This window comes from Gordonia sp. G4, from assembly GCF_057770005.1.
This window is the reverse complement of the sequence record NZ_CM173442.1, coordinates 3543257-3567870: the sequence shown is the minus strand read 5'-3', so window position 1 is coordinate 3567870 and position 24614 is coordinate 3543257. Positions and strand designations below refer to the sequence as shown.

The 24614-nt window shown below is 68.9% G+C and carries 25 protein-coding genes; 14 read left to right on the top strand and 11 right to left on the bottom strand.

Annotated features, from left to right (window positions below; all coding sequences use genetic code 11):
• Positions 1-15 precede the first annotated feature (15 nt).
• The 3 genes from AC3B5T_RS16045 (at position 16) to AC3B5T_RS16035 (ending at position 3570) form a co-directional block, all read left to right on the top strand.
• Positions 16-1554, top strand: coding sequence for a condensation domain-containing protein (locus AC3B5T_RS16045; RefSeq protein ID WP_055475016.1), 1539 nt, complete (start codon positions 16-18; stop codon positions 1552-1554).
• 6 nt (positions 1555-1560) lie between these two features.
• On the top strand, positions 1561-2979 hold the full coding sequence (locus AC3B5T_RS16040) for a condensation domain-containing protein (protein WP_055475017.1): 1419 nt from the start codon (positions 1561-1563) through the stop codon (positions 2977-2979).
• Between the two features lie 111 nt (positions 2980-3090).
• On the top strand, positions 3091-3570 hold the full coding sequence (locus tag AC3B5T_RS16035; protein ID WP_010842938.1) for a DUF4383 domain-containing protein: 480 nt from the start codon (positions 3091-3093) through the stop codon (positions 3568-3570).
• 16 nt (positions 3571-3586) lie between these two features.
• Here AC3B5T_RS16035 and AC3B5T_RS16030 read toward each other — a convergent pair whose 3' ends face one another.
• Positions 3587-4171 carry a TetR/AcrR family transcriptional regulator gene (locus AC3B5T_RS16030; protein ID WP_231632654.1) on the bottom strand — a complete coding sequence of 195 codons (585 nt, stop codon included), beginning with the start codon at positions 4169-4171 and terminating at the stop codon, positions 3587-3589.
• Between the two features lie 187 nt (positions 4172-4358).
• Here AC3B5T_RS16030 and AC3B5T_RS16025 point away from each other — a divergent pair, with 187 nt between their 5' ends.
• Both AC3B5T_RS16025 and AC3B5T_RS16020 read left to right on the top strand, forming a co-directional pair.
• Positions 4359-5921: a flavin-containing monooxygenase gene (locus AC3B5T_RS16025; RefSeq protein WP_055475018.1), complete on the top strand. Its 1563-nt coding sequence runs from the start codon at positions 4359-4361 to the stop codon at positions 5919-5921.
• 30 nt (positions 5922-5951) lie between these two features.
• Positions 5952-6782, top strand: a complete 831-nt coding sequence (locus AC3B5T_RS16020) for an SDR family NAD(P)-dependent oxidoreductase (protein WP_014926309.1) — start codon at positions 5952-5954, stop codon at positions 6780-6782.
• A gap of 115 nt (positions 6783-6897) precedes the next feature.
• On the opposite strand, the gene AC3B5T_RS16015 is transcribed toward AC3B5T_RS16020, so the two are convergent.
• A complete protein-coding gene (locus tag AC3B5T_RS16015; RefSeq protein WP_055475019.1) occupies positions 6898-7854 on the bottom strand; it encodes a type 2 periplasmic-binding domain-containing protein in 957 nt (318 codons plus the stop codon).
• Between the two features lie 64 nt (positions 7855-7918).
• Between AC3B5T_RS16015 and AC3B5T_RS16010 the strand changes: the two genes are divergently transcribed.
• The 3 genes from AC3B5T_RS16010 to AC3B5T_RS16000 all read left to right on the top strand — a co-directional run bounded on the left by AC3B5T_RS16010 (position 7919) and on the right by AC3B5T_RS16000 (position 10893).
• Positions 7919-9004, top strand: a complete 1086-nt coding sequence (locus tag AC3B5T_RS16010; RefSeq protein ID WP_010842933.1) for a magnesium and cobalt transport protein CorA — start codon at positions 7919-7921, stop codon at positions 9002-9004.
• A gap of 66 nt (positions 9005-9070) precedes the next feature.
• A complete protein-coding gene (locus AC3B5T_RS16005) occupies positions 9071-9712 on the top strand; it encodes an HhH-GDP family DNA glycosylase (RefSeq protein ID WP_055475020.1) in 642 nt (213 codons plus the stop codon).
• Positions 9713-9870: 158 nt separating this feature from the next.
• A complete protein-coding gene (locus tag AC3B5T_RS16000; RefSeq protein WP_055475021.1) occupies positions 9871-10893 on the top strand; it encodes an iron-containing redox enzyme family protein in 1023 nt (340 codons plus the stop codon).
• Between the two features lie 12 nt (positions 10894-10905).
• Here the strand turns inward: AC3B5T_RS16000 and AC3B5T_RS15995 are convergent, their stop codons facing one another.
• From AC3B5T_RS15995 to AC3B5T_RS15985, 3 genes are all read right to left on the bottom strand, one after another.
• A complete protein-coding gene (locus AC3B5T_RS15995) occupies positions 10906-11118 on the bottom strand; it encodes a CDGSH iron-sulfur domain-containing protein (RefSeq protein ID WP_010842930.1) in 213 nt (70 codons plus the stop codon).
• Positions 11106-11819: a HemK2/MTQ2 family protein methyltransferase gene (locus AC3B5T_RS15990; protein ID WP_035717488.1), complete on the bottom strand. Its 714-nt coding sequence runs from the start codon at positions 11817-11819 to the stop codon at positions 11106-11108. The genes AC3B5T_RS15995 and AC3B5T_RS15990 overlap by 13 nt, the downstream gene beginning before the upstream one ends.
• A 160-nt stretch (positions 11820-11979) precedes the next feature.
• Positions 11980-12573, bottom strand: a complete 594-nt coding sequence (locus AC3B5T_RS15985) for a suppressor of fused domain protein (RefSeq protein WP_035717466.1) — start codon at positions 12571-12573, stop codon at positions 11980-11982.
• Between the two features lie 57 nt (positions 12574-12630).
• Here AC3B5T_RS15985 and AC3B5T_RS15980 point away from each other — a divergent pair, with 57 nt between their 5' ends.
• Together AC3B5T_RS15980 and AC3B5T_RS15975 are read left to right on the top strand one after the other, a co-directional pair.
• Positions 12631-13320 carry a metallophosphoesterase family protein gene (locus AC3B5T_RS15980; protein ID WP_010842927.1) on the top strand — a complete coding sequence of 230 codons (690 nt, stop codon included), beginning with the start codon at positions 12631-12633 and terminating at the stop codon, positions 13318-13320.
• Entirely contained in the window at positions 13310-14167 is an 858-nt protein-coding gene (locus AC3B5T_RS15975) for a chromosome partitioning protein ParB (RefSeq protein WP_488357706.1), read from the top strand. The genes AC3B5T_RS15980 and AC3B5T_RS15975 overlap by 11 nt, the downstream gene beginning before the upstream one ends.
• Before the next feature lie 28 nt (positions 14168-14195).
• On the opposite strand, the gene AC3B5T_RS15970 is transcribed toward AC3B5T_RS15975, so the two are convergent.
• From AC3B5T_RS15970 to AC3B5T_RS15950, 5 genes are all read right to left on the bottom strand, one after another.
• The gene (locus AC3B5T_RS15970) at positions 14196-15371 is read right to left on the bottom strand and encodes an ABC transporter ATP-binding protein (protein ID WP_055475024.1); all 1176 of its coding nucleotides are present in this window, start codon (positions 15369-15371) and stop codon (positions 14196-14198) included.
• Between the two features lie 3 nt (positions 15372-15374).
• Positions 15375-16205: a carbohydrate ABC transporter permease gene (locus AC3B5T_RS15965; protein WP_055475025.1), complete on the bottom strand. Its 831-nt coding sequence runs from the start codon at positions 16203-16205 to the stop codon at positions 15375-15377.
• Between the two features lie 4 nt (positions 16206-16209).
• Positions 16210-17430 (bottom strand): sugar ABC transporter permease, encoded by a 1221-nt coding sequence (locus tag AC3B5T_RS15960; RefSeq protein ID WP_078112022.1) that lies wholly within the window; start codon positions 17428-17430, stop codon positions 16210-16212.
• Positions 17427-18839: an extracellular solute-binding protein gene (locus AC3B5T_RS15955; protein ID WP_176455882.1), complete on the bottom strand. Its 1413-nt coding sequence runs from the start codon at positions 18837-18839 to the stop codon at positions 17427-17429. Before AC3B5T_RS15955 ends, AC3B5T_RS15960 begins: the two co-directional genes overlap by 4 nt.
• A 220-nt stretch (positions 18840-19059) precedes the next feature.
• Positions 19060-19548, bottom strand: a complete 489-nt coding sequence (locus tag AC3B5T_RS15950; RefSeq protein WP_055475026.1) for a YflT domain-containing protein — start codon at positions 19546-19548, stop codon at positions 19060-19062.
• Between the two features lie 135 nt (positions 19549-19683).
• On the opposite strand from AC3B5T_RS15950, the gene AC3B5T_RS15945 reads away from it, so the two are divergent.
• From AC3B5T_RS15945 to AC3B5T_RS15930, 4 genes are all read left to right on the top strand, one after another.
• Positions 19684-21030 carry a magnesium transporter MgtE N-terminal domain-containing protein gene (locus tag AC3B5T_RS15945; protein ID WP_055475027.1) on the top strand — a complete coding sequence of 449 codons (1347 nt, stop codon included), beginning with the start codon at positions 19684-19686 and terminating at the stop codon, positions 21028-21030.
• Complete coding sequence (locus AC3B5T_RS15940; protein ID WP_055475028.1) at positions 21027-21542, top strand: DUF1003 domain-containing protein; 516 nt, start codon at positions 21027-21029, stop codon at positions 21540-21542. Before AC3B5T_RS15945 ends, AC3B5T_RS15940 begins: the two co-directional genes overlap by 4 nt.
• A gap of 241 nt (positions 21543-21783) precedes the next feature.
• On the top strand, positions 21784-22905 hold the full coding sequence (locus AC3B5T_RS15935) for a lytic transglycosylase domain-containing protein (protein WP_055475029.1): 1122 nt from the start codon (positions 21784-21786) through the stop codon (positions 22903-22905).
• A gap of 58 nt (positions 22906-22963) precedes the next feature.
• Complete coding sequence (locus AC3B5T_RS15930; protein WP_055475030.1) at positions 22964-24109, top strand: Mrp/NBP35 family ATP-binding protein; 1146 nt, start codon at positions 22964-22966, stop codon at positions 24107-24109.
• Positions 24110-24113: 4 nt separating this feature from the next.
• Here AC3B5T_RS15930 and tatB read toward each other — a convergent pair whose 3' ends face one another.
• A complete protein-coding gene (gene tatB, locus AC3B5T_RS15925) occupies positions 24114-24593 on the bottom strand; it encodes a Sec-independent protein translocase protein TatB (protein ID WP_055475031.1) in 480 nt (159 codons plus the stop codon).
• Positions 24594-24614 lie beyond the last annotated feature (21 nt).

Here is a 24614-nt window from a genome sequence, read left to right as displayed (position 1 = left end):
CGACGAGAGGACCCGATGAGAATCACGGCAATGGGCAACTGGCGCCCGCAACCGGGAACCGCAGTTCGCTTCGACCCGACCGAAGCGTGCCGCGAGGCCGCCGCGACCGCCGTCGCCCACGCTGCGCCGGTCACGTTCCTGGCGCAGAACCACGTCCGCGGTGCCCAGGTGGCCCGGGCCGCGGGTCGCACCCATCGCGGGTACCTGGGATCGGGCACCGAGATCGACGGCGACCTCGACACCGCCGCCCTCGGACGCGCGCTGACCCTTTTCGTCCGGCGTCACGAGGTACTGCGCACCTGGTTCGAGTGCCGCGACGGGGAGGTCACCGCTCATCTCGTCGACTCGTCGGACATGGAGTTCGAGGGTCACGTCGACCGCCGACTGGCGACCGTCGACGACGTGCACCCGTATCTCATCGATCGTTTCGACCGCGAGACCCCCAGCGACACCTTCCCCGGCTTCGCCTTCGGGGCCATCAGCCGGCCGGGCGGTTTCGCCATCTTCCTGGCGTGCGACCACGCCCTCTCCGACGGCGCGTCACAGGCCCTCGCCCTCGACGAGATCGCGCAGATCTACACCGAACTGGTGCGGGCCGACGAGCCCGACGACGCGGTGGCCGCAGAGGCAATACAGACCGAGGCAATACAGACCGGGGCAATGCAGACCGAGGCGGCGGCGCCCGCCGGGGGCTACTTCGCCTACGCCGCGGCCGAGGAGCAAGCGACCGCCGCGCATCTGGCCGGAACCCCACAGACCCGCGCCTGGCAGGACATCTTCCGTCGGCACGACCTGCAGATGCCCCGCTTCCCTCTCGACCTCGGCCTGGGTCCGGGTGAGACCGCGCAGGTGACCGGTGTCGAGGTCTCGCTGCTCGACCGTGCCGGGATCGTCGCCTTCGACGCCGCCTGCCGCGCGGCGGGAGGTCGCTTCATCGACGGCGTCTACGCGGCCATCGCCATCGCCGACCGGGAACTGGCCGGCGCCGAGGACTACTACGGCATGACGGTGTTCAACACCCGGGTCGCCCTCGACGGTTACGCCACGTCTCAGGGATGGTTCTGCAGCTTCGCACCGGTCGAGTTCTCCATGACCGGCGCATCCACCTTCGCCGAACTGATCCCGGCCGCCCACGCGGCCCGCCGGCGCGCGCGCGACCTCGCGGCGGTGCCGGTGGCGGCCGCGCTCGCCGCCATAGCCGCCGCGGGCGCCACCCCGGACGCGATCGTCACTGCCCCGAACCTGCTGTCGTACATCGATTTCCGATGGTTTCCCGGAACGTCGCGCGACGCTTTCCGGCGCGGCGCCCTGTTCACCGGGGAGGGCCGCACGGCCAACGCGTCGGCGTGGATCAACCGCGACCACGACGAGCTCTACCTGGGCAGCCAGATCCCGGGGACGCCGTTTGCGGAGTCGGTGGCGCGCCCCTACTACCACCACCTGCGCGACATCGTCACCGACATCGCCGCAGCCGGCGACCGGCAGATCCACGGGCCGGCGGTTGCGGCAGGGCCATCCGACCCCGGCGCCGCGGCTCTGCGCAGAGGAGCGTGAGGACGAGTGCACGTCACCACCATCGATCGCTATGGTCCGCCCGCGGGTGAGCTGTTGTGCTGGACCGTGGACACCTCTGCCGCACGGTCCGAGATCTCCGATGTGCCACCGTCGTTCAACCAGACCGTGCACCTGGCCACCGCCGGGGACTCGAGTACGTGGTTGGCCGCGGCGTTCACGGTCCGCGGCCGGGTCGACCGCGCCGCGCTCGGCTCCGCCTACCACGCCCTCATCGCACGGCACGGCACCCTGCGGTCGTCGTTCTCGACCGGGCCGGAGGGGGTCCGGCGCCACTCCTACGATCCGGACGACCTCGTACTCCGCATCGACACCGTGATCGACACGTCCTCCGACACCGTCCTGCGCGATCGGCTCCGCGACACCCTCGACCGCGCATGTCATCCCTTCGGCTACCCGGCGTACCTGTTCGCCGCGATCGACCGCGACGACGCGTCGACGATCATCTGCGGATTCGACCACTGCCACGTGGATGCCTACTCGATCTCCATCGTGATCGACGACCTGCACCGCTTGTATGACGGATACCGTTGCCACGGAGGTTCTTTCGATCCCTCGGCGACTGCCATGAGCGGTAGTTTCGTCGACTTCTGCGCAGCCGAGTCATCCGCACCCCCCGTCGCGCTGTCCGATCCCCGGATGCGCCAATGGCTCCGCTTCTTCGACGACCGGGACGGCGCGCTGCCCACCTTTCCCCTTGATCTCGGTGTCGAACCCGGGGCCATCGCGGCCCAGGCCACCGAGGTGCGCACGCTGTTGGATTCGGCTGCGACGGAGCGGTTCGCCCAGTTGTGCCGACGCAACGGTGCGAGCGTGTTCGGCGGAACGCTGGCCGCGATGGCCGACGCGGTGCGCCGCTGCGGCGGCGGGCCAGAACTACCTCTGCTGTTCCCGATGCACACGCGTCGGGAGGAGAAGTGGCGCGACGCCGTCGGCTGGTTCACCACCAATGCGCCGCTGCGGGTCGTCGGTACCGGGGATCTGGTGGAGACGATCCGGCGCACCGGACCGGAGCTGCGTCGGGCCGTCGCGCTCGGCGAGGTACCCGTTCCGCAGGTCATCGAGGCGATGGGCGGACTACGCCGCACGCGGGCGGACATCTTCATGGTGTCCTACGTCGACTACCGGCTGCTCCCAGGTGCGGATCGGCACCGGGCCATCGATGCCCACCACATCTCCAATGCGACGACCGCCGACGACGCGCAGTTCTGGATCTCACGGACCGGCGACGGACTGGCGCTTCGTGCCCGGCATCCCGACACGCTGACCGCCCACCGCACGATCCGCCGGTTCACCGACGAACTCGTCGGGACGCTGCGCAACGGCGCCGAACTCGCGGACACCGATGGTGTCGATGTTCTCGAGCAAGCCGTCGGGCCCGACACCGCGCGGGTCGTCGGTCTCTGACCGCCTCACGAGCAGGTTTCGGGACACCGGTGGGCGGATACTCCTCTGCGGTCCACCCGCCACGGTGAAGAGCCCGCCGCGGCGAACCGGCATCTCTCGGAGGCGATCCTCATGACATCGGAGAATTCGCGACTGACACGTTCACCGATCCGGACCGCGGCGCTGGCAGTCGGCATCGTGTTCCTGCTGGTCGGCATCCTCGGGTTCATCCCAGGCATCACCACGGACTACGACACCCTGACGTTCGCCGGTCATCATTCCGAGGCCGCACTGCTGGGCATCTTCCAGGTGTCGATCCTGCACAACATCGTCCACCTGCTGTTCGGCGTCGCGGGTGTGCTCATGTCCCGCACGGCGTCCTCGTCGTTCCTCTATCTCGTGGCCGGCGGTGCCGTGTACCTGGTGCTCTGGGTGTACGGACTGCTGATCGACCACCACAGTGCCGCCAATTTCGTACCGGTGAACACGGCCGACAACTGGTTGCACTTCGTGCTCGGCGTCGGGATGGTGGGCCTCGGCCTGCTCCTGCGACGACGGTCGGAGCCAGTAGCCACGCGGCATACGGGCCCGGCCGGCGGCCGGCGGATCTGATCCGCTGTGCCGGCAGCTAGCCGATGGTCGCCGCCGCGAGGGCGGGAAGCGCGGCGGTGATCAGGGCGAGCAGTTCGTCCCGGGTGAGCGTCGGCGCCTCGGTCGTCTCCGCGGTGAGCCACCGGATCGTCGTCTCCTCGACGAAGGCGATCCAGCCGTGCACGCTCATCACGACGACCGGGGTCACCTCGACCCCGAACACCGGAGCGTGGTCGAGGACCCGGGCGACCATCACCTCGCGGGTGCGGTCGAACACCTCCCGCATCGCGGCGTCCGAACTCGAGGCTCCGCGGATCAGCGTGGTGTAGGCGGTGCGGTTCTCACTCACATAGTCGACGAACGCGGCCATCGACGCCGACAGGATCGCTATCGGATCACCCAGGGACTCGTCCGGCTCGGTACGCGCGAGCATCCGGTCCGCCTGGGCCTGCGCGATCGCGACGTGGAACTCCTGCTTCGAGGCGAAGTAGTGGAAGAGCAGCGCCCGCGACACCCCGGCGGCGTCGGCGATCGCGTCGATGGTGATCTCCTCGAGCGGCCGGTCCCCGACCATGGCGAGGCCGTACTCGATGAGCTGGTCGCGACGCGCCTCGGGACTCATCCGCGTGCGCTTGTGCGGGGCGCGCCGGTCGCCGGCGTCGCCGCCGATCGGGTCGCCGCTGATCGTCTTGCCGTTGATCACCGACACTCTGCACTTCCTCGTCCTCTGGCCACCCGGCCAGACTACTCCTATTGAGTCTCGTTCAATAGCTATTGACACGTGTTCAGTACCACCCTATGGTGACACCATGACAACGAACGATGTAGAGATCGCCATCATCGGTGCCGGCTTCTCGGGTCTCGGTGCCGCGGTCCGTCTCAAGCAGAACGGCTTCGACGACTTCGTCCTCCTCGATCGCGGTCGCGACTTCGGCGGGACCTGGCGCGACAACACCTACCCCGGCGCGGCCTGCGACGTGCCCTCACAGCTCTACTCCTTCTCGTTCGCGAAGAACCCCACGTGGTCGCGGTCGTACTCGCACCAGCCCGAGATCCACGACTACATCAACGGGGTGGCCGACAAGTTCGACATCCCCGCCAAGGCCCGATTCGGCACCGAGGTGACCCGGACCGAGTGGAACGAGGACGAGGGCCGGTGGATCATCGACACCCTCCAGGACGGCACGACCGACCAGGTCCGGGCGCGAGTGCTCGTCGGCGGTGTCGGCCCGCTCTGTGAACCCAACCTCCCCGACATCGAGGGCATCGAGTCCTTCGAGGGCAAGATCGTGCACTCCGCACGCTGGGACAACGACCACGACTTCGGCGGTCAGCGGGTCGCCGTGATCGGCACCGGGGCGTCGGCCATCCAGTTGGTCCCCGAGGTCGCGAAGGTCGCCGGCCGTCTGGACGTCTACCAGCGCACCGCACCGTGGATCGTGCCCCGCACAGAGCGCGCCTACAGCTCGGTCGAACACTGGGCCTACAAGAACGTCCCGGGGTACCAGTCCGCGGTCCGCGGCGGGATCTACGCCGCCAACGAGGTCGTGGCGTTCGGCCTCACCTACTCACCGAAGTCGCTCAAGCCGGTCGAGTTGCTCTGCCGCGCCAACATCCTGCGCGGCATCGGCCGCGACGCCGAACTGCGCCGCAAGGCGACTCCGACGTTCCAGGTGGGCTGTAAGCGAATCCTGCGCTCCAACGACTGGTACCCGGCGCTCGCGCGGCCCAACGTCGATCTGGTGACCGACGGCATCGACCGGATCACCCCGACCGGGATCGTGGCCAAGGACGGCACCGTCCGGGACGTCGACGTGATCGTCGTCGCCACCGGATTCCACGTCACCGACTCCCCCGTGTTCGAGAAGATCATCGGCAAGGACGGCCGCAGCCTCGCGCAGGTGTGGAGCGAGATCGGCATGCAGGGATACAAGGGTTCGTTCGTCCACGGCTTCCCGAACATGATGCTCATGGTCGGCCCGTCGACCGGCCTGGGCCACACCTCGATGGTCTACATGATCGAGTCGCAGCTCAACTACCTCGTCGACTACCTGAAAACCTCTCGCGCGCTGGGCATCACCCGGACCGAGGTGAAGCTCGCCGCCCAGCAGGAGTTCAACGCGGGCATCCAGCACAAGCTCCGCAACAGCGTCTGGGTGAACGGCGGGTGCGCCTCCTGGTACAAGGACGCCAACGGCAACATCACGACTCTGTGGCCCGGCTTCACCTTCGCGTTCCGACAGGCGACCCGGTCCTTCGATGTCGCCGCCTACGATGTCACCCGCGGCGCCCGGCGACCCGTCGCACCCGCCGTGTCGGCCGGTTCCGCCACCGGCGAGGACATCGACTCGCCCGCCACCGCCAACGCCTGACCGACCGCACCCACTCACAGGAGACAACACATGAAGGACTTTCGCGGCAAGGTCGTCGTGATCACCGGCGCCGGTTCGGGAATGGGCCGTGACATCGCGGTCAAGCTCGCGCGCCGTGGTGCGCGGCTGGCCATCTCCGACGTCACCCCCGACGGCCTGGCCGTCACCGAGAAGCTGGTGAAAGAAGCCGGCGCCGAGGTTCATTCGCAGCTGCTCAACGTCGCCGAGCGCGAAGCTGTGCTCACCTATGCCGACACCGTCGCCGAGCACTTCGGCGTGGTCAACGTCGTCTTCAACAACGCGGGCATCGCCCACCACGGGGAGATCGAGCGCACCGAGTTCAAGGACATCGAACGGGTGATGGATGTCGACTACTGGGGAGTCGTCAACGGCACCAAGGCATTCCTGCCCCACGTGATCGCCTCCGGCGACGGGCACATCGTGAACACGTCGTCGTTGTTCGGATTGCTCGCCGAGCCGGGACAGGCCGCCTACAACTCCGCGAAGTTCGCGGTGCGCGGGTTCACCGAGGCGCTGCGCCAGGAGATGATCGTCGCCAAGCACCCGGTGCAGGTGTCCTGTGTGCACCCCGGCGGCATCAAGACCGCGATCGCCCGGAACGCCACCGTGTCCGGCGACCACGACCAGAAGGCCACGGCGGCGCTCTTCGATCGCTATCTCGCCCGTATGACGAGCGAAGACGCCGCGGAGGTGATCATCGAGGGCGTTCGCAAGAACAAGGCACGCATCCTCGTCGGCACCGACGCCAAGATCCTCGACCTCGCGGTGCGCCTGGTCGCGTCGAAGTACCAGTGGGTGTCGGCGAAGCTCACCGGCTGGGCGATGTCGAAGGCCGCCTGACACCTCAGGTGAGCCGGCGACGCCGTGGCACCAACACGCGGTCGGGGGCGTGTTGGTGCCACGGCGTTTGTCGTGTCCGGCAGGGCCGTGTCGTGTCCGGCAGGCCGTGTCGTGTCTACAGCCCGTGTTCGCCCAGCCAGGCCAGGGCCACATCGCGCGGGTCCGCCCCACCGTCGACCTCGGCGGACATGGTGGCGAGATCGGCGGTGGTGATCTCGCCCGCCACCTTGTTCATCGCCTTGACCTGGTCGCGATTCAGCGCCGCGGAACGGAAAACCGGCACGAGGACCTCCGCCCGCGGGCCCGAGGGGTCCGCCTGGTCGGCGTCCGCGTCGACCGCACCGTCCGCGGTGTCGCCGCCGCCCGGCGTGGTCCGGAGCGCCTGCACCTCCGAGGACGCGCCCTCGGCGTTCTCGCCGGCGAGCTCGAGAGGCGTCAGCAGACCGACAGCCGTGCCGCCGGCGGCGCGACGGAGCACGTCCTCGGACGTCGCGGCGAGCTCGACCGGGCCGAACACGCAGCCCGCGTCGGCGAAGGCACGCATGGTCGCCTCGTCGGGTTCGGCGACGGCCGCGACCGGCAGGCCCGAGGGCAGTCGCGCACAATCGTCGAGGCCGGTGGCGCCGACGTCGCCCGCGAGGGTCGTCGACACGAAAATCTGCGGAGCCGCTGCCACCGGCGTCTCGTCACCGACCGAAACACCCTGCGGCAGTGCGCGGTTGAGGTCGCGGTAGACGTCTTCGGCACCGATCGCGGTGGACGACGGGGAGAGCATCGTCAGCAGTTCCCCGGTGAAGGCCGGGAAGAGATCGAGTCCGGCGCGATCCATCTCGTCCAGCAGGGTCGGCACGTCACCGCGGAGCTGGTCGGCGGACACCACGGAGCCGGAGTTGCGCAGCGCCCCCGCATAGATCTCGGCCATCACCCGCATCGCCGGGTCGTCCGACGAGCCGATCACCAGCCCACGCGGCGGGGACGAGGCGTCGTCGGCGCATCCGGCGATCACCGCCGCGAGGACCACGAGCAGGCCGGCCAGCGTGACGAGACGTTTGCGGACAAGACGTTCAGGCACCCCGCCACCGTATCCCCAGCACAGCTCCGCGCCCGAACGAGGCCGCCGGGTACCATCGGCACTCATGCCGTCGCTCCCCCGGCCCGGTCCGCGCGGGTTGTCCCCACGCCGCGAACGCCGACCGCTCCCGCAGATCCGTGTCCCGGTGGCTAGGGCGATCGTGGACTGCGCGGTCTACATCGACGGTCGCCGACAGCCCGGCCGCGTCACCTACACCGAGGGCCTCGCCCGGGTGCGGGCAGCGGGCGAGGGCTTCGTGTGGGTCGGGTTGCACGCCCCCGACGACGCGCAGATGGCCGACGTCGGAGCCACGTTCGGCCTGCACGAACTCGTCGTCGAGGATGCGGTACACGCGCACCAGCGACCGAAACTCGAGGTGTACGACGAGACCCAGTTCCTGGTCCTGCGGACCGTGCAGTACGTCGAGCACGAGACGATGGCGTTGGCCAGCGAGGTCGTGGAGACCGGCGAGATCATGGTCTTCGCCGGACCCGACTTCGTCCTGACCGTGCGGCACGGCGAGCACACCGAGTTGTCGGAGCTGCGGCGCCGTCTGGAAACCCATCCCGAGCGACTCGCCCTCGGCCCCACCGCGGTCTTGCACGCCGTCGCCGACAAGGTCGTCGACACCTACCTGGCGGTCAGCGACCGGATGGACGTCGACGTCGCCGCGATCGAGGAGGTCGTCTTCGGCCGCCAGGGCCACTCGCTCGACATCGACCCGGTCTACCTCCTGCGTCGCGAGGTGCTCGAACTGCGTCGCGCGGTGACGCCGCTCGCGGCACCGTTGCAGAGCCTGACGGCGAGCGGTAACCCGTTGGTGCCCAAAGAGATCCGACGCCAGTTCCGCGACGTCTCCGACCACCTCACCACCGTCATCGACCGCGTCCTCGAGTACGACGACCTGCTCACCTCACTACTGCAGGCCGCGGCCGCCAAGGTCGGCATCCAGCAGTCGACCGACATGCGCAAGATCTCGGCCTGGGTCGCGATCGCCGCGGTGCCCACCATGGTCGCCGGCATCTACGGCATGAACTTCGACCACATGCCCGAGCTCCATCAGGAGTGGGGTTACCCCGTCGTGCTCGCCTGCCTGGCCACGCTCTGCAGTGTGCTGTTCGTGGTGTTCCGCCGCAGTCACTGGTTGTGACCCCCGGCGTGTGACCCGCGACCGCACGGAGGATTACCCGGGCACAGCGACGGGTAATCGGCCGCGATGACCCGCACCGACCACGCCGGCGACACGGCCCGGGCCCTGCTCGACCGCGCCGGCCACACCTACGCCGAGGACGCCGGCATCACGCTGAAGAACACGCCGTCGCCGCTGTTCGAACTGTTGGTGCTCGCCCTGCTGCTGAGCACCCGGATCTCCGCGGACATCGCGGTGGCAGCCGCCCGCGAATTGTTCGCGGCCGGTTACCGCACGCCGGAGAAGATGGCGCGGGCCGACTGGCAGAGCCTGGTCGACGCCCTCGGCCGAGGCCACTACGTCCGCTACGACGAGAGCACCGCCACCCGCCTCGGCCAGGCAGCACGGAAGGTTCTCGACGACTATCACGGCGATCTGCGCCGCCTCGCCGACGAGGCCGGGTCCGAGCCCGCCCGCGCGGCACAGCTGCTCCAGGGGTTCACCGGTATCGGGCCGGTCGGGGCCGACATCTTCTTGCGCGAGGTGCAGTCGGTGTGGGACTGGGCGGCACCGTATTTCGACAAGCGCGCACTCGCCGCGGCGCGCGACCTCGCCCTGCCCGACGATCCGGCCCGGCTCGCCGACCTCGCCGACGGGCGACCCGAGGCCCTGGCTGCCGCGCTGGTCCGCGTCTCCCTCGACGAGTCCCTGCGCAGGGAGATCGCCTGAGCCGACCGGCGACCCTATGCTGGGACAACGGTCACAGTCACATCCGGGTGGTTTGCGTGGCGCCCGGTTCGGTTATCCGGAAGAGTCCGCGTTCGCTGCACGCAGCGATACCGGACGCCCGGACACGACAGGAGGACTCGCAGGTGTCAGCTGATCCGATGGTCGACGTCTCGACGGTGCACGACACGGCCTTCCGACGGCCGGAGTTGCCGAGTGCGCGTGGACCGCTGTCGGGCATCGTCATCGATCTCCTGCGGGGTGATCCCGACTCCGCGTCGGTTCCCGAGTTGCCGATCGACGACGCCGACCCCTACGGCGACGACCTCCAGCTCGCCCTCTACCTCTGCTACGAGATGCACTACATGGGGTTTGCCGACGCCGAGGTCGAGTGGGAATGGAACCCCGCGCTCCTCGCGGTGCGGGCCGCGCTCGAGCGGCCCTTCCTCGCGGCCCTGCACCGGGACGTGCCCACCGCGACCGCTGCCGATTCCGCCGACCACGAGATGGACGAGCTCTGCATCGAGAACCCCGACGGCGACGGTGCTTCGTACCGCCTCCGCGACGCGGGGACGTGGGAGCAGTACCGACAGCTGTTCGCGCTGCGCTCGCTGTACCACCTCAAGGAGGCCGACCCGCACGCGTGGGCGATCCCGCGTCTGAGAGGCCACGCCAAGGCCGCCTATGTCGCCGTCGAGTTCGACGAGTTCGGCGGCGGGCGAGGCGACGCCGTGCATCAAGAGCTCTTCGCCGACCTGCTCCGGGCCGCGGATCTGAGCGCCGACTACCTCGGTTACCTCGACACGGTCCCCGGGGTCGCCCTGACACCGGTCAACCTGATGTCGCTGTTCGGCCTCCATCGCCGGTACCGGGGTGCCGCGGTCGGACATCTGGCGGCCACCGAGATCACCTCGCCCCCGGGCTCCCAGCGCCTGCTCGCGGGCCTGGAACAGCTCGACGCGCCGGAGGCCTGCCGACGCTTCTATCGCGAACACGTCGAGGCGGATGCGGTTCACGAGCAGATCCTGCGCACCGATGTCGTCGGCGATCTCATCCGCACCGAGCCGGACGCCGAGGTCGACGTGATCTTCGGGATCCGCGCCTTCCTGTTCGTCGAAGACGCCCTCGACCGGTATGTGCTGTCCGCCTGGGACAACGGCGAGAGCGCCTTTCCCGGCATCTGAGCTCCCCGGGGGTCAGTCGGTCCGTCGACGCTTCCTGCGATGGCTGGTGTCGCACAGCGGATAGTTCTTGCTGCGGCCACACGCGCACACCGCGACCATGAACCGATCCGACTCGACCTTGGCACCGTCGGGAAGTTCGATCTCGACGGGGCCGGATACGAGGACGGGTCCGCCGCGGACCACCCGCACCACGTTGCGCTTGCCGTCCCCACTCACGCCGGGCATCCCCTTGGACCGGAACCGCCCGGGGCGACCGCGACGATCGCGACCAGTCGCTCGATCCGGCGGTTGCGTTCGAGCATTCCGCACTCCTCCATCCAGCCCGCGCGCGCGGTGAGGACCGGACCGAATGGGATGACCCGTTCGGCCACCACCTCCGCGGTCAGCCCGCCGGCGCGCAGAGCGCGCACCGAGGCGTCCTCGTCCGCGAATTCGGAGTGCACGAGGATGAATGCGCCGCCGGGCACCAGCAGATCGGGAACGCGTGCGCACAGCGGGTCGAGGACGGCCCGGCCGTCGAGGCCGGCGTCCCAGGCGTGCGACGGCCCGGCCGGATGAAGCGCCGCCTCGGATTCGGGCGGGGTCGGCACATAGGGCGGATTACAGGTGACCACGTCATAGCGACCCCGGTGACGGCGGAGATCACCGAGTGTCACCTCGATCCGGACGCCGGCTTCGGCTGCCGCCCGGCGCGCGTAGGCGACCGCGTCCGGGGAGGCGTCCACCGCGGTCACCTCGGCCGCACCTGCCCGGGCCGCCGCGATGGCGATGGCCCCGCTGCCGGTGCAGAGATCGAGGACACGGGCGCCGGAGACCCCGCGGGATCGGAGGGTGTCGATCAGCAACTGCGTGTCCTGCTGCGGCAGATAGACATCGAGATCGGACCGTGCGGCTGTCGTCGTCGGCGACGATGATGTGAGCGTCACGCCGGGCACCGCCCATCCGCCGTGCCGATGGTCCCTGCACCCCGTGACTCCATGCACCCTCACCTTTCCGACCGACCGTGATGTCGTGCTCAGACGTTCCCTCTGTCATACGTTCCGAAACCTGGGAACGGATGTGTCCGCCGACGATCCGCCGGCCGTCTCAGGACGGTGTCGCCGACGAACGGTCGGGCCTGGTCACGTCGATACCCGCCTCGCGCCACGCCTCCCGCAGCGCGTCGGCACCCTTCAGTCGGACCCACGCGGCCTCGTTGGCGGTGATCGGTATGGCCCGGAGCATGGTGACCGGGTCCATCGGCTCGGGCAGTTCGACGATGCCCAGCTCGTCGGCCTCGAGCAGCACTGCGGTGAACGGGGAACCGTCCCAGAGGGGTTCGCCGAGGTCGACCAGGGCGTCGGCGGCGATGATCAGACCCTCGACCGCGGGCGCGGCCGCCAGCGTCGCCATGCGTTTGTGCAGACCCGGCAGCGGCGTACCCGACCGCATGCGCACGACCAATTCGGCCCGGGGGCCACGGACCGGATCGGCATGCAGGTCGGTGGGATCGGACATGGGGTGCCGCGCACAGCCCGACGTCACGTAGACCACCGTGCCGCGATCGTCGGTGTCGCCGGTCACGAACCGCAGGACGTCGATCGGCTCGACCCCCAGGAACGTCACCGACGCATGCTGCGGCGTCGCCCCCAGCCGGTCTTCCAGGAATCGTCCGACGACCTCTGTCACGGCTTCACTCACATCCGACAGGCTACCGACCGGCCGCGAGGGTCCGGGGCGCTCCTCTAGCCTGGAGCCATGGTCCGGGTTCTGGCTGTCGCCGACGAGGTGGTGGATTCCCTCACCTTCGGCGTGGGGATCGAGTCCCGCCCCGACCTCATCCTCGGGGCAGGCGATCTCCCGTTCGAGTACCTGGAGATCCTGTCGTCGCTGTGCGACGCGCCGTGCGTCTTCGTACCCGGCAATCACGACCGGGACCTGCGCGGCTACCGGCGCGGCCGGACCGGCTGGACGCGGGCGGGGCTCCCCGCCGAGGACCCAGGACCCTGCGGTGCCGTCAACGCCGACGGGCGTACCGTCTCGGTCGCCGGACTCCGCATCAGCGGACTCGGCGGCAGCCGTCGCTACAACGGCGGCACCAACCAGTACACCGACACCCAGCAACGGCTGCGCTCCCTCCGCCTGCGGTGCACGGCCGCCCTGTCGCCGCCGCGTGGCGCCGACATCCTCCTCACCCACAGCCCCGCACGCGGCGTCGGCGACCGCGACGATCTTCCCCACCGGGGTTTCGACTGTTTCCATCCACTGGTGCGGTCGCTGCAACCCGCACTGCTGGTCCACGGGCACGTGCATCCGTATGGCGAACGGCCGTCGGATCTGCCCATCGGGTCGTCGACGACGTCGATGAACGTCGTCGGCTTCTGTCAGTTCGACATCGATCCCGTGACGCGGGAGGTCGAGATCGTGAGGCGCAGATATGGTGCGTGACACCGGTTTTCCCGATGCCGACGCCGAGAACGACTTCGCCCGGCTGCGACGGCAGGCCGAACGGGCCCGGCTCGCGCAGTGGTTCATGCGTCAACCGGCCGACGTCAACACCATCCTCCCGTTCGACGAGGTCGTCGCCGCGCTCGGCCGGACCGGGGAGACCGCGCTCGGGCTGCAGGTGGTCGAGGTGTCCTCGATCGTCGGCAGTGTCGACCGCACGAAGGACTTCGACCGCTACTTCCGGCCCACGTCGTCCCGCGGCCGTGAGCGCTGGCAGCGGCTGGCGGCCGCGCAACGACGGGGCGAGTCGGTGCCACCGGTCCAGCTCTACCGGATCGGGTCGATGCACTTCGTCATCGACGGTCACCACCGCGTGTCCATCGCGATCGCGCGGAACTGGGCCACGATCGACGCCTACGTCACCCTGATCCACACGCGCATCTCCCCCGAGGGCATCACCGCGACCTCCGACCTGGTCCTCAAGGACCATCGTCGGATCTTCCTGTCACGCGTGCCGCTCGAGGGGTCCCAGGCCGAGGCCATCCGACTCAGCTTCCCGTTCGACTACGCCGAACTCGCCGAGAACGTCGAGGCGTGGGGATTTCGCCTGAGCCAGGAGATCGGCGAGTTCCTCAACCGCACCGAGACCGCTCGGCGCTGGTTCGGTGAGGAGTTCCTGCCGGTCGTGCGGATGGCGCGCCGGGCGGGCATCCGGCCCGACCTCGACAGCGACGCCGAGCTGTACATGTGGGTGGCCTGCGAACGGTATCGGCTTGTGCGCAGGCACATCTGGGACGAACACGTCTTCGACGAACTGCTCGACCACTCCCGCAGGCGCCGGCGCTGAGCCGACGCCTGCAGGGACAGGCGGGACACTAGCGGACGCGCAGGGACTGCCCCGAGCTCTGGTCGAACACCGCGATCTTCGACGCGTCGTAGAACAGCTCCGCCGAACCGCCGCGGCTCACCTTCGAGTCCGGGGACAGTCGGGCGATGAACTGGTTGCCGCCGAGATCGGTTCCGGAATCGGCGGACAACTCCGCGAGGGCGTCGCTCGACGCCCGGCTCGACCCGACGCCGAAGTAGGCGTAGATGTCGGAACCCATCGACTCGAGCACGTCGATGTTCGCGGCGAAGGTCCCGCCGTGTCCACGGGTCGTCGAGTCGACGAGCGACGCGTCTTCGAGGTGCTCGGGCCGGATGCCGATGAGCACGTCGCCGCCACTGCCGACGTCTCCGGCACGGGAGACCACCGCACGATGGTCGTCGAGGACGATGGTGCCGATCGCGGTCTCGATACCCTCGCTGCCGAGGCGACCGGACAGGAAGTTCATCGCCGGGGAGCCGATGAAACCGGCCACGAACACGTTGGTCGGATTGTTGTACAGCTCCTGCGGCGTACCGATCTGCTGCACATACCCGTTGCGCAGCACGACGACCCGGTCACCGAGGGTCATCGCCTCGGTCTGGTCGTGGGTCACGTAGACCGTGGTGGTCCCCAGGCGCTGCTGCAGCTGTGAGATCTCCGTACGCATCTGCACGCGCAGCTTCGCATCGAGGTTCGACAGCGGCTCGTCCATCAGGAACGCCTTCGGGGAGCGCACGATCGCCCGGCCCATCGCCACGCGCTGCCGCTGACCGCCGGAGAGATTGGCCGGCTTGCGGTCGAGGTACTGCCCGAGGTCGAGGATGCGCGCGGCCTCGTCGACCTTCGCGGCCACCTGATCCTTCGGCATCTTCGCGAGAGTCAGTGGGAAGGCGATGTTCTCGCGCACCGACATGTGCGGGTAGAGCGCGTAACTCTGGAACACCATCGCGATGTCGCGGTCCTTGGGTGCGCGCTCGTTGACCCGCTCCCCGCCGATCCGCAGCTCGCCGCCGGAGATGTCCTCAAGTCCGGCGATCATGTTGAGCGTCGTCGACTTACCGCATCCCGACGGGCCCACCAGGATCACGAACTCGCCGTCGGCGATCTCGATGTCGACCCCGTGTACGGCGGTGGAGCCGTCGGGATACTGCTTGGAGACGTTGTCCAGAACGATGTCTGCCATGGGTTATCCCTTCACGGCGCCGGAGGTCAGGCCGGCCACGATTCGACGTTGGAAGAAGAGCACGAAGATGATGATGGGGATGGTTATGACCACCGCGGCGGCCGAGATCGACCCGGTCGGTTCCTCGAACTGCGAACTGCCGGTGAAGTTCGCGATCGCCACCGGCGCGGTGATCGCCCGTTCGGTCGACGTCAGCGACAGTGCCAGGAGCAGGTCGTTCCAGGCGAAGATGAACACCAGGATCGCCGCCGTCACGACGCCCGGGGCGGCGAGCGGGGCGATGACCTTGCGGAAGGCCTGCCACGGGGTGGCGCCGTCCATCTTGGCGGCCTTCTCCAGCTCCCACGGGATCTCGCGGAAGAACGCGGACAAGGTGTAGATCGCCAGCGGCAGCGCGAAGGTGATGTAGGGCAGGATCAAGCCGGGCCAGGTGTCGAACAACCCGATGGCCCGCTCGATGTTGAACAACGGTGTCACCAGCGAGATCTGGGGGAACATCGCGATCAGCAGCGCGGCACCGATCAGGAGCTTCTTGCCCGGGAAGTCCAGGCGGGCCACCGCATAGGCCGCCATCGTCCCCAGGAGCACCGCGATCACCGTGGTGATCAGACCCACGCCGATCGAGTTGATCAGCGCCGAGGTGAAGGCGCTGGTCTCGAAGATGCTCTTGTAGTTGTCGAGGGTGAACTCACTCGGCCAGAACTTCCCGTCGGTCACGCTGCTCGCCGGCTTGAAGGACAGGCTGATGATCCACAGCAGCGGGATGAGTGCATACAGGATCACCAGGATGTTGGCGATCGACCACCAGGCCTTGGACTTTCCGCTCGCATTCAACGGCTTACCTCCCCTCGTCGTCGGAACCCGGTGCGGCGGTGCCGAACCCCTTGATGAACACGAACGCGATGATCGCGACACAGATGAAGATCAGAATCGAGATCGCCGAGCCGACGCCGAGATTGAAGGCGCCGAACAGATTGTCGTAACCCAGCATCGACACCGAGTAGGTGTTGTTGGACCCGCTGGTGAGGACGTAGATGTTGTCGAACACGCGGAACGCGTCGAGTGTGCGGAACAGCAGCGCCACCAGGATCGCCGGCTTCATCAGCGGAAGGATGATGCGCCACAGTCTCGTCCACGCCCCGGCGCCGTCGACCTGGGCCGCCTTGAGCAGATCGTCCGGGACGAGCGCGAGGCCGGCCAGCAGGAGCAGGGCCATGAACGGCGTCGTCTTCCAGACCTCGGCGAGGACGATGATCGCCAGCGACGGCCACTGCTCGGTGAGCGGTGCGGTGCCGTCGGGTAGCAGGTTGGCGAGATATCCGGTGCCCGGCGTCCACGCGTAGTACCAGGAGAACGCCGCCGCCACGGTGACGATGCCGTACGGGATCAGGACGACGGTGCGGATGGTGCCCCGCCCGAAGATCGTCCGGTGCATGACGAGCGCGATCGCCATGCCCAGCACGAGTTCGATGAGTACCGACACGACCGTGATGCCGACCGTGACGGCAAAGGCCGTCCACCAGTAGTTGTCGGTGAGGACGGTGGCGTAGTTGGCGAACCAGACGAACTCGCGTTCCCCCGGCGCCGAGAGGCTCATCTTGTTCAGCGACAGCCAGACCGCGTACACGATCGGGTATCCGGTGACCAAGAGCATCATCAGTGCGGCCGGCGCCACGAGCCAGAAGGCCAGCCGGCGCTCGGCGGTTTTGCCCTCGCTGCGCCTGCGCGGGGCGGCCGGCGGCGTGTCGGCCCGGGGCCGATCGATCACCGCGGTACCCCCGCCCGTCCCGGTCGCCGGCTTCGACAGCGAGGCGGGCGCGGGATCCGGGGTGGGCCGGTCGGTGTGCGACGACGCCGCGGTCACCTCGTGCCGACCTCCCGGCGGAGCGGTCCACACCTGATCGGACTGCACCGGGGGTGTGTCACCGACGATCGGGATCGGACCGGTTTGCGGTGGCGCATCCTCCGGGAGGGCGTGTCGCCCGGCACGGAACCCCGCGTCGTCGGGGTTGCCGCCCGCGTTCTCGGCGTCGTTACGCGGAGTGTCGTTGTCGCTCACGGGATTAGCCCTTCCCCGTCGATGGCCTTCTGGACCGCTTCGGCGAGCTCGTCGACCAGGGCCTCCGGCTCCCAGGCGCCGACCGGGCTCAACTTGGCCTGCAGCAGCGTCGAGATTGCTTGATAGTCGGGCGATTTCGGCCGCAGAGCAGCGTGCTCGGGTTCGAGCTGCCGCTTGATCTCGTCGGCCATCGGGTACGCGAGGCGGAAATCGGCGTCGTCGTAGATGGACTCGATGACCGGCGGCGGACCCGCACTGAACGAGAACGCCTTCTGCGATGCCTCACTGGTGATGCACTCGGCGGCCTGGTAGGCGAGGTCCTGCTGTTGCGAGGTGCTCGCGACGGCGATGTTGATGCCGCCCAGGGTCGTCTTGGTGGGAAGTCCCTCGAAGCCCGGATAGGGCGCGAAATCGAAGACCCGCCGCATCTCGCGGTTGAGCGGGACCACCTGCGCCGGGGTCGGCGGATTCGCGGTGTCCGCGTACAGGTTCGCGTATTCGGTGAGGTCGAGGAAGGCGACGCTGCCCGCCACGGCGTTCTCGCGCATCCCGGCGAAGACGAACGGCCAGTTCACCTGGTACAGGGCCTCACCGCTCTCCATGCCGAGCCGTGCGGCGCCCTCGTCGGAGTTGGTCAGCGACGGATCGGCACCGGGCGCGGTGGCGACCCGCTTCAGCGTCTCCAGGGCGCGGACCGTCGCGGCGCGGTGTTCGGGGGTGTCGTTGAGGGTGACCTTGTCGGGGTCGTCCGGGTCGACGATCTGCCCACCGGCGCTGGCGAGTACCGAGTTGAACCACACCATCAGGCCTTCGTACTGCCTGCCCTGCACCATGATGTAGGTCGGTCCGCCGTTGCGACCGCTGACGAGCGCGTCCTCGAGCATGCCGTTCCACGTCGACGCCGGGCGCCGGCGGTCGACGTCTTCGACGAGCACATCCGGTCGGTACCAGAGCAATTGGGTGTTCGTGGAGAACGGGATGGCGTAGAGCCGTTCCCGCTCGTCGTCGTCGGTCTTCCAGACCGCGGTGTCGAGCGGACCGCCCAGGGTGCGCGCCGACACCTCGGCGGCCATGGCGTCGGGGACCGGCACCATCCAACCCGCGTCGGCGAATTCGGCCGTCCACACCACGTCCATGCCCATCAGGTCCAGCCCGCTGTCGTTGCCCGCGAGGCGCCGTGCGAGCTGCAAACGCTGATCGTCGGCGCCCTTGGGCAACGGGGTGGTCACGACCTTGTACGCACCACCGGAATCGGCCGAGCATTTGTCGCCGATCTCGGCGAAGGTGTCCGCACCGTCGGCCGGCGGATAGAAATTGAGTACGCCCGCTTCATATCCCGAGCCGCACGCGGACAGCACGGGCAGCATGGCCACCGCTGCCACCGCCGCGGCGAGGACCTTTCGTCTCACGCGCCTGGTAGATCCGTCGGTGCTGATGGATCCGTCCGTGCTGACCCTGCTCCGCACGCAGCCTCCTCGATGTCGTACGCGGCGCCGCAGCGGTGCTCCGCCGTGAGCGTCCGAAGAGCAACGCTATACGTGAGGATTCGTGACATGCAACACATTCGGCATGGGCGTGCCATTCCGCGGGCGATTGTGATCGCTCCGTGTCCGACCGCGGGAGGCGACGTCAGAAGGTGAGACGGGCGAGCATGTCGCGCGCCTTCTCTGCGCTTTTCGGGTCGCACAGCACGTCATAGCGGCCGGCGACCAGCTGCATGGTCGACGCGAAATCCCGCTGGCCCCGGGTCGCCGCGTACGGAATGGTCGCGGAGATCACACCGAAGACCATGCCGCCGACGATGCCCACCAGGATGGGCGCAATGGGCGAACCGGCGAAGACGAGCGCCACCAGACAGCCGAAGAAGAAGCCGAGCCAGGCACCCGAGACCAGCCCGCCGCCGATCACCTTGCCCCACGTCAGCCGGCCGATGACCCGCTCGACCTGCATCAGATCGACGCCCACGATGGTGACGTCCTGGACAGTGAAGTTCTCGTCGGAGAGGAAGTCCACCGCGCGCTGGGCCTCGGCGTAGGTTCCGTACGAACCGATCGGCCAGCCCTTGGGCGGGGTGGGGAGTCCCGGCGTCTCGCGGCTCGGGCGCATGGGATTGGTCATATCGGGGCCTTCCCTGTTGTCAGACTCCAGTGCTGAACGTCGCGGTGAGACCCGACAGTGGGACTGGTCTCCCACCGGTGGGCGTTCGTGTCTGCCGTCGGCCTCCGTTGCACCGATGGCACTACCCTTACTCCCATGTCGTCGGTGAGCAAGGTGTTCGTGGCCAGATTAGTCGGGTTGGCCGTCCTTGGTCCCGACGGCGAGTCCATCGGACGCGTCCGCGACGTGGTGATCTCGATCCGCATGTCCGGGCAGCAACCGCGCGTCCTCGGTCTCGCGGTCGAATTGACCACTCGGCGTAGGATTTTCGTGCCGATGCTGCGGGTGACCGCGATCGAGCCCCAGGCCGTGGCCCTCAACACCGGCACCGTGAGCCTCCGCCGACTCCATCTGCGCCCCGGCGAGGCGCTCGCCATCGGACAGGTCCTCGACACCCACGTCCGGGTCGTCGATCCGGATCTCCCCGAGCTCGCCGACGCCGACGTGACGGTGATCGACCTCGGGATCGAGAAGACCCGGACCCGCGATTGGGTCGTCTCCCGCGTCGCGATCCGGGCGGGACGTCGCGGCCTGCGCCGGCGCCACGAGACACAGGTCGTGGAGTGGTCCAGCGTGCAGGGCATCACCCAGAGCTCGCTGAACCTGCCCGGACAAGGAGTCGCGCAGGCCCTCCTGCAGTTCGAGGGCATGCGCCCGGCCGACGTCGCCAACGCCCTGCGCGAACTGCCCGCGAAACGACGCGACGAGATCGCCTCGGCCCTCGACGACGAACGGCTCGCCGACGTGCTGCAGGAGTTGCCGCCCGACGACCAGAAAGAGGTGCTGGCCGCGCTCGGACGCGACCGCGCCGTCGACATCCTCGAGGCGATGGACCCCGACGACGCCGCCGACCTCCTCGGCGAACTGCCCGACACCGAGGCCGAGGCCTTCCTCGAGGAGATGGACCCCGTGGAGTCCGAGCCCCTCCGCCGACTCCTGCTGCACTCCCCCGACACCGCGGGCGGCGTGATGACCTCGGAGCCGATCGTGGTCACCGCATCGACCACCATCGCCGAGGCCCTCGCCCGGGTCCGCAACCCCGACCTGACGCCGGCCGCGGCGAGTCTGGTGTTCGTCGTCCGCCCGCCCACTTCGACACCGACCGGCAAGTATCTCGGATGCGTGCATCTGCAGGCCCTGCTCCGGGAACCGCCCGCGCACCTGGTCGGCGGCATCCTGGACACCGACCTCGCCCAACTCCATCCCGAGGACTCCCTGGAGACGATGACGAGATATTTCGCGACCTACAACCTGGTGTGCGGCCCCGTCGTGGACGAGGCCGGCCACCTGCTCGGCGCGGTGAGCGTCGACGACCTGCTCGACGAGATCCTGCCGCGCGACTGGCGTGAGACCGAACCCGAGGACGTCGTCGAGGCCGACGGGTACGGCGTCGGGAGTGGCCCGGAACCGGCATCGGGCGGCCCCCAGGTGCGGATCCGATGAGCGAACCGGGACGCAAGCTCGACACCCCCAGCACCCGCCGCACGATCTCGTTCAATCTCGACTCCGACGTCGTCGGGATGTACAGCGAGCGGATCGCCCGGTTCCTGGGCACCGGACGATATCTGGCGATCCAGACGGTCATCGTCATCGTGTGGATCGTGCTGAACCTGGTCGCGGTGTCGATCCAGTGGGACCCGTACCCGTTCATCCTGCTGAACCTCGCGTTCTCGACGCAGGCGGCGTACGCGGCGCCGCTGATCCTGCTGGCCCAGAACCGGCAGGAGAACCGCGACCGGGTGTCGCTGGAAGAGGACCGGATGCGGTCCGCCCAGACGAAGGCCGACACCGAGTTCCTGGCCCGGGAGCTCGCCGCGGTCCGTCTCGCGGTGGGCGACACCGTCACGCGCGACTACCTGCGCAAAGAACTGGACGACCTGCTCGACGAACTCACCGAACGGCTCGGCGCCCCCGCCGGCGACGAATCCGGCCGCCGCGGTTCCAAGGATCACTGACACCAAAAGCCGGGTTCGTGTCTGGGACGTCAGACCCATATGTATGGTGGGTCACAGTTCGGACCGGATCCCGGCGTCTGTCACGGCGCGACGAGATTCTCCGACACATCCATGTGAGCGGCTCTGGACCTGGGCCGCGGGTGGGCATCGCCGCGTTCTCGGGGGCAGAAGTGTGTGTTGACAACGGAGTGAACAGGACCGGGCAGCGGCCCGGGGCCGCACGATGTGCAGGAGGCCTCCGGTGAGGCCCCTCGAACTCGTCCGCCGTCGCCGTGGTCCGCGCCGTCCGTCCTCGTTCCCACGACGCGCCGCGACGCTGGTCGTCGGCGGCGGTCTGGTCGGTGCACTGGTCCTGGGGACCGCGACGTCGAGCGCCTCCGGCGGCAACGTCGCGTCGGCCGTCGTCGAGCCCGATGCCCCCGTGACGGTGGCCGAACTCGTCGCGGGTTCGCCGGGTGCACTCCTCGGCTTCGCGCCGCCGCCGGAGAAGCCCGCGACCGCGCTGCCGGCGCCGCAGTTCCGGCTCGCCAGCGACCTCCCCTCGGGCCCACTGGGGATCCCGGGCGTCGTACTCCAGGCCTACAAGCTGGCCGCCAACCGCGTCGCCGCCGAGAGCGCGGCCTGCAAACTGCCGTGGTTCCTGCTGGCCGGCATCGGACGCATCGAGTCCAATCATGCGAGCAACGGCTCGGTCGATCAGTACGGCACGACGATCAACCCGATCGCCGGGCCGGTCCTCGACGGCTCGCTGGCCGGCAACGCGGTCATCAAGGACACCGACGGCGGACGCATCGACGGCGACGCCGGACACGACCGGGCGATGGGCCCGATGCAGTTCATCCCGAGCACGTGGGCAGCGTGGGGCTCCGACGCCAACGGCGACGGGAAACCCGACCCCAACAACATCTTCGACGCCACGTACTCGGCCGGCCGGTATCTCTGCGCCGGGGTCACCGACATCATGAACGAGCGCACTCGCGTGTCGGCGGTGCTGCGGTACAACCGCTCGATGGAGTATGTCGCCAACGTCCTCGGCTGGGCCGGGGCCTACGCGACGGGCGTGATGCCGACCGACCCCATCCCGGAGATGAAGCGCAAGCCGTCGAGCAGCTCGAGCTCGTCCAGCAAGCCCAGGCGGCCGGAGTCCGGGTCGTCCTCGTCGTCGTCCTCCACCACGCGGCGGCCGAGCCCTCCGCCGCCGCCGTGCATCATCGTCTGCCTGCCATCGATCCCGCCGCTGTTCCCGGGCCAGCCCGCTCCCCCGCCCACCAAGAGGGAGGCCCCGGCGGTACAACAGGCACCGACGGGGAACGCCGGCCCGAACAGGCCGGGAGGGGCGAGCACCCCGGTTCCCGTCCGCTGACGGCGCCACCGGAGGACCTGCGCCCGGAACCGTCGGCGCCGCCGGTAGTCTGGGCCAGATGACAACAGGAGTCGCGCCCACGGAATCGGCAGTTCGCGCCGCTCTGGGCAAGGTCAAGGATCCCGAGATCGGCAAGCCCATCACCGACATCGGGATGGTCAAGTCGGTCACGATCAACGACGACGCGAGCGTCGATGTCGGGGTGTACCTCACGACATCGGGGTGCCCGATGCGCACCGAGATCTCGCAGCGCGTGGAAACGGCCGTCGCCGACGTCCCGGGCGTCGGCGCGATCCGCGTCGAACTCGACGTCATGGACGACGAGCAGCGCACCGAGCTGCGCAAGAAGCTCCGCGGGGACAAGGCCGAGCCGGTCATCCCGTTCGCCCAGCCCGGCTCACTGACCCGCGTCTACGCCGTCGCGTCGGGTAAGGGCGGCGTCGGCAAGTCGAGCGTGACCGTCAACCTCGCCACGGCGCTCGCCGAACGCGGGCTCACCGTCGGCGTTCTCGACGCCGACATCTACGGCCACTCGGTCCCCCGCATGCTCGGGAGCGACGCCAAACCCACGCAGGTCGAGCGCATGATCATGCCGCCCAGCAACCACGGCGTCCGCTTCATCTCGATCGGACAGTTCACCGACGGCAACACGCCGGTGACCTGGCGCGGTCCCATGCTGCACCGAGCCCTGCAGCAGTTCCTCGCGGACGTCTACTGGGGCGATCTCGACGTCTTGCTCCTCGACCTCCCGCCGGGCACCGGTGACGTCGCGATCTCGATCGCGCAGCTCATCCCGGGCGCGGAGATCCTGGTGGTGACGACACCCCAGCAGGCCGCGGCCGAGGTCGCCGAGCGCGCCGGGGCCATCGCGCTGCAGACCCGGCAGAAGATCCTCGGCGTCGTCGAGAACATGTCGTGGCTGGAACTGCCCGACGGCAGCCGCATGGAACCGTTCGGGTCCGGCGGCGGCGAGCAGGTGGCGCAACGCCTCACGCGCGCGGTGGGCGCCCAGGTCGACCTGCTGGGTCAGGTACCGCTCGAGACGGCCTTACGCGAAGGCGGCGACGCCGGTGTCCCGGTGGTGCTGTCGGCACCCGAATCGGCGTCCGGTTCCGCCCTGCGCGCCATCGCGGGCAAGCTCGCGGCGCGTAAGCGCGGCCTGGCGGGTATGAGTCTGGGACTCGACACCATCCGGAATTCCTGACCGGTCAGGTCGCGTCCCAGTCGGCCGCGGCGGGACGCGACCCCGACCGCGACCGGCGGTCCGACGCCGCGGATCCCGCCGGGCCGGCGGAGTCCTGATTCCCGCTCTCCTGCTTCTCGAACGACAGGGGCGCCGACACGGGCTTGATCTCCGGCGCCGCCGGGGTGGCCTTCCGGTCGACCGTGGTGGCGCTCTCGTTCAGCCGGAACAGTGAATCATCGCCGTCGAGAAGGTGTTTCGTGACGATCGACCGCGGCGTCATGCCCCGCAGTTCGTTGAGGTCGGCGAGCGGCTTGCGCAGGTCGTCGAATTCGGAACCCAGCTCGTCCTTCAGCTGATTGCTCGCACCGGTCGCGTAATCACGGACCTTCTTGGCCGACTGCATCGTCCAGGAGACGGCACCGGGGAGACGTTCGGGGCCGAGGATGACGAGTGCCGCGACCACCAGGATCGCTATCTCGCCCCATCCGATGCTGCTGAACATGTGCCTCGTCCTGACCTGTGC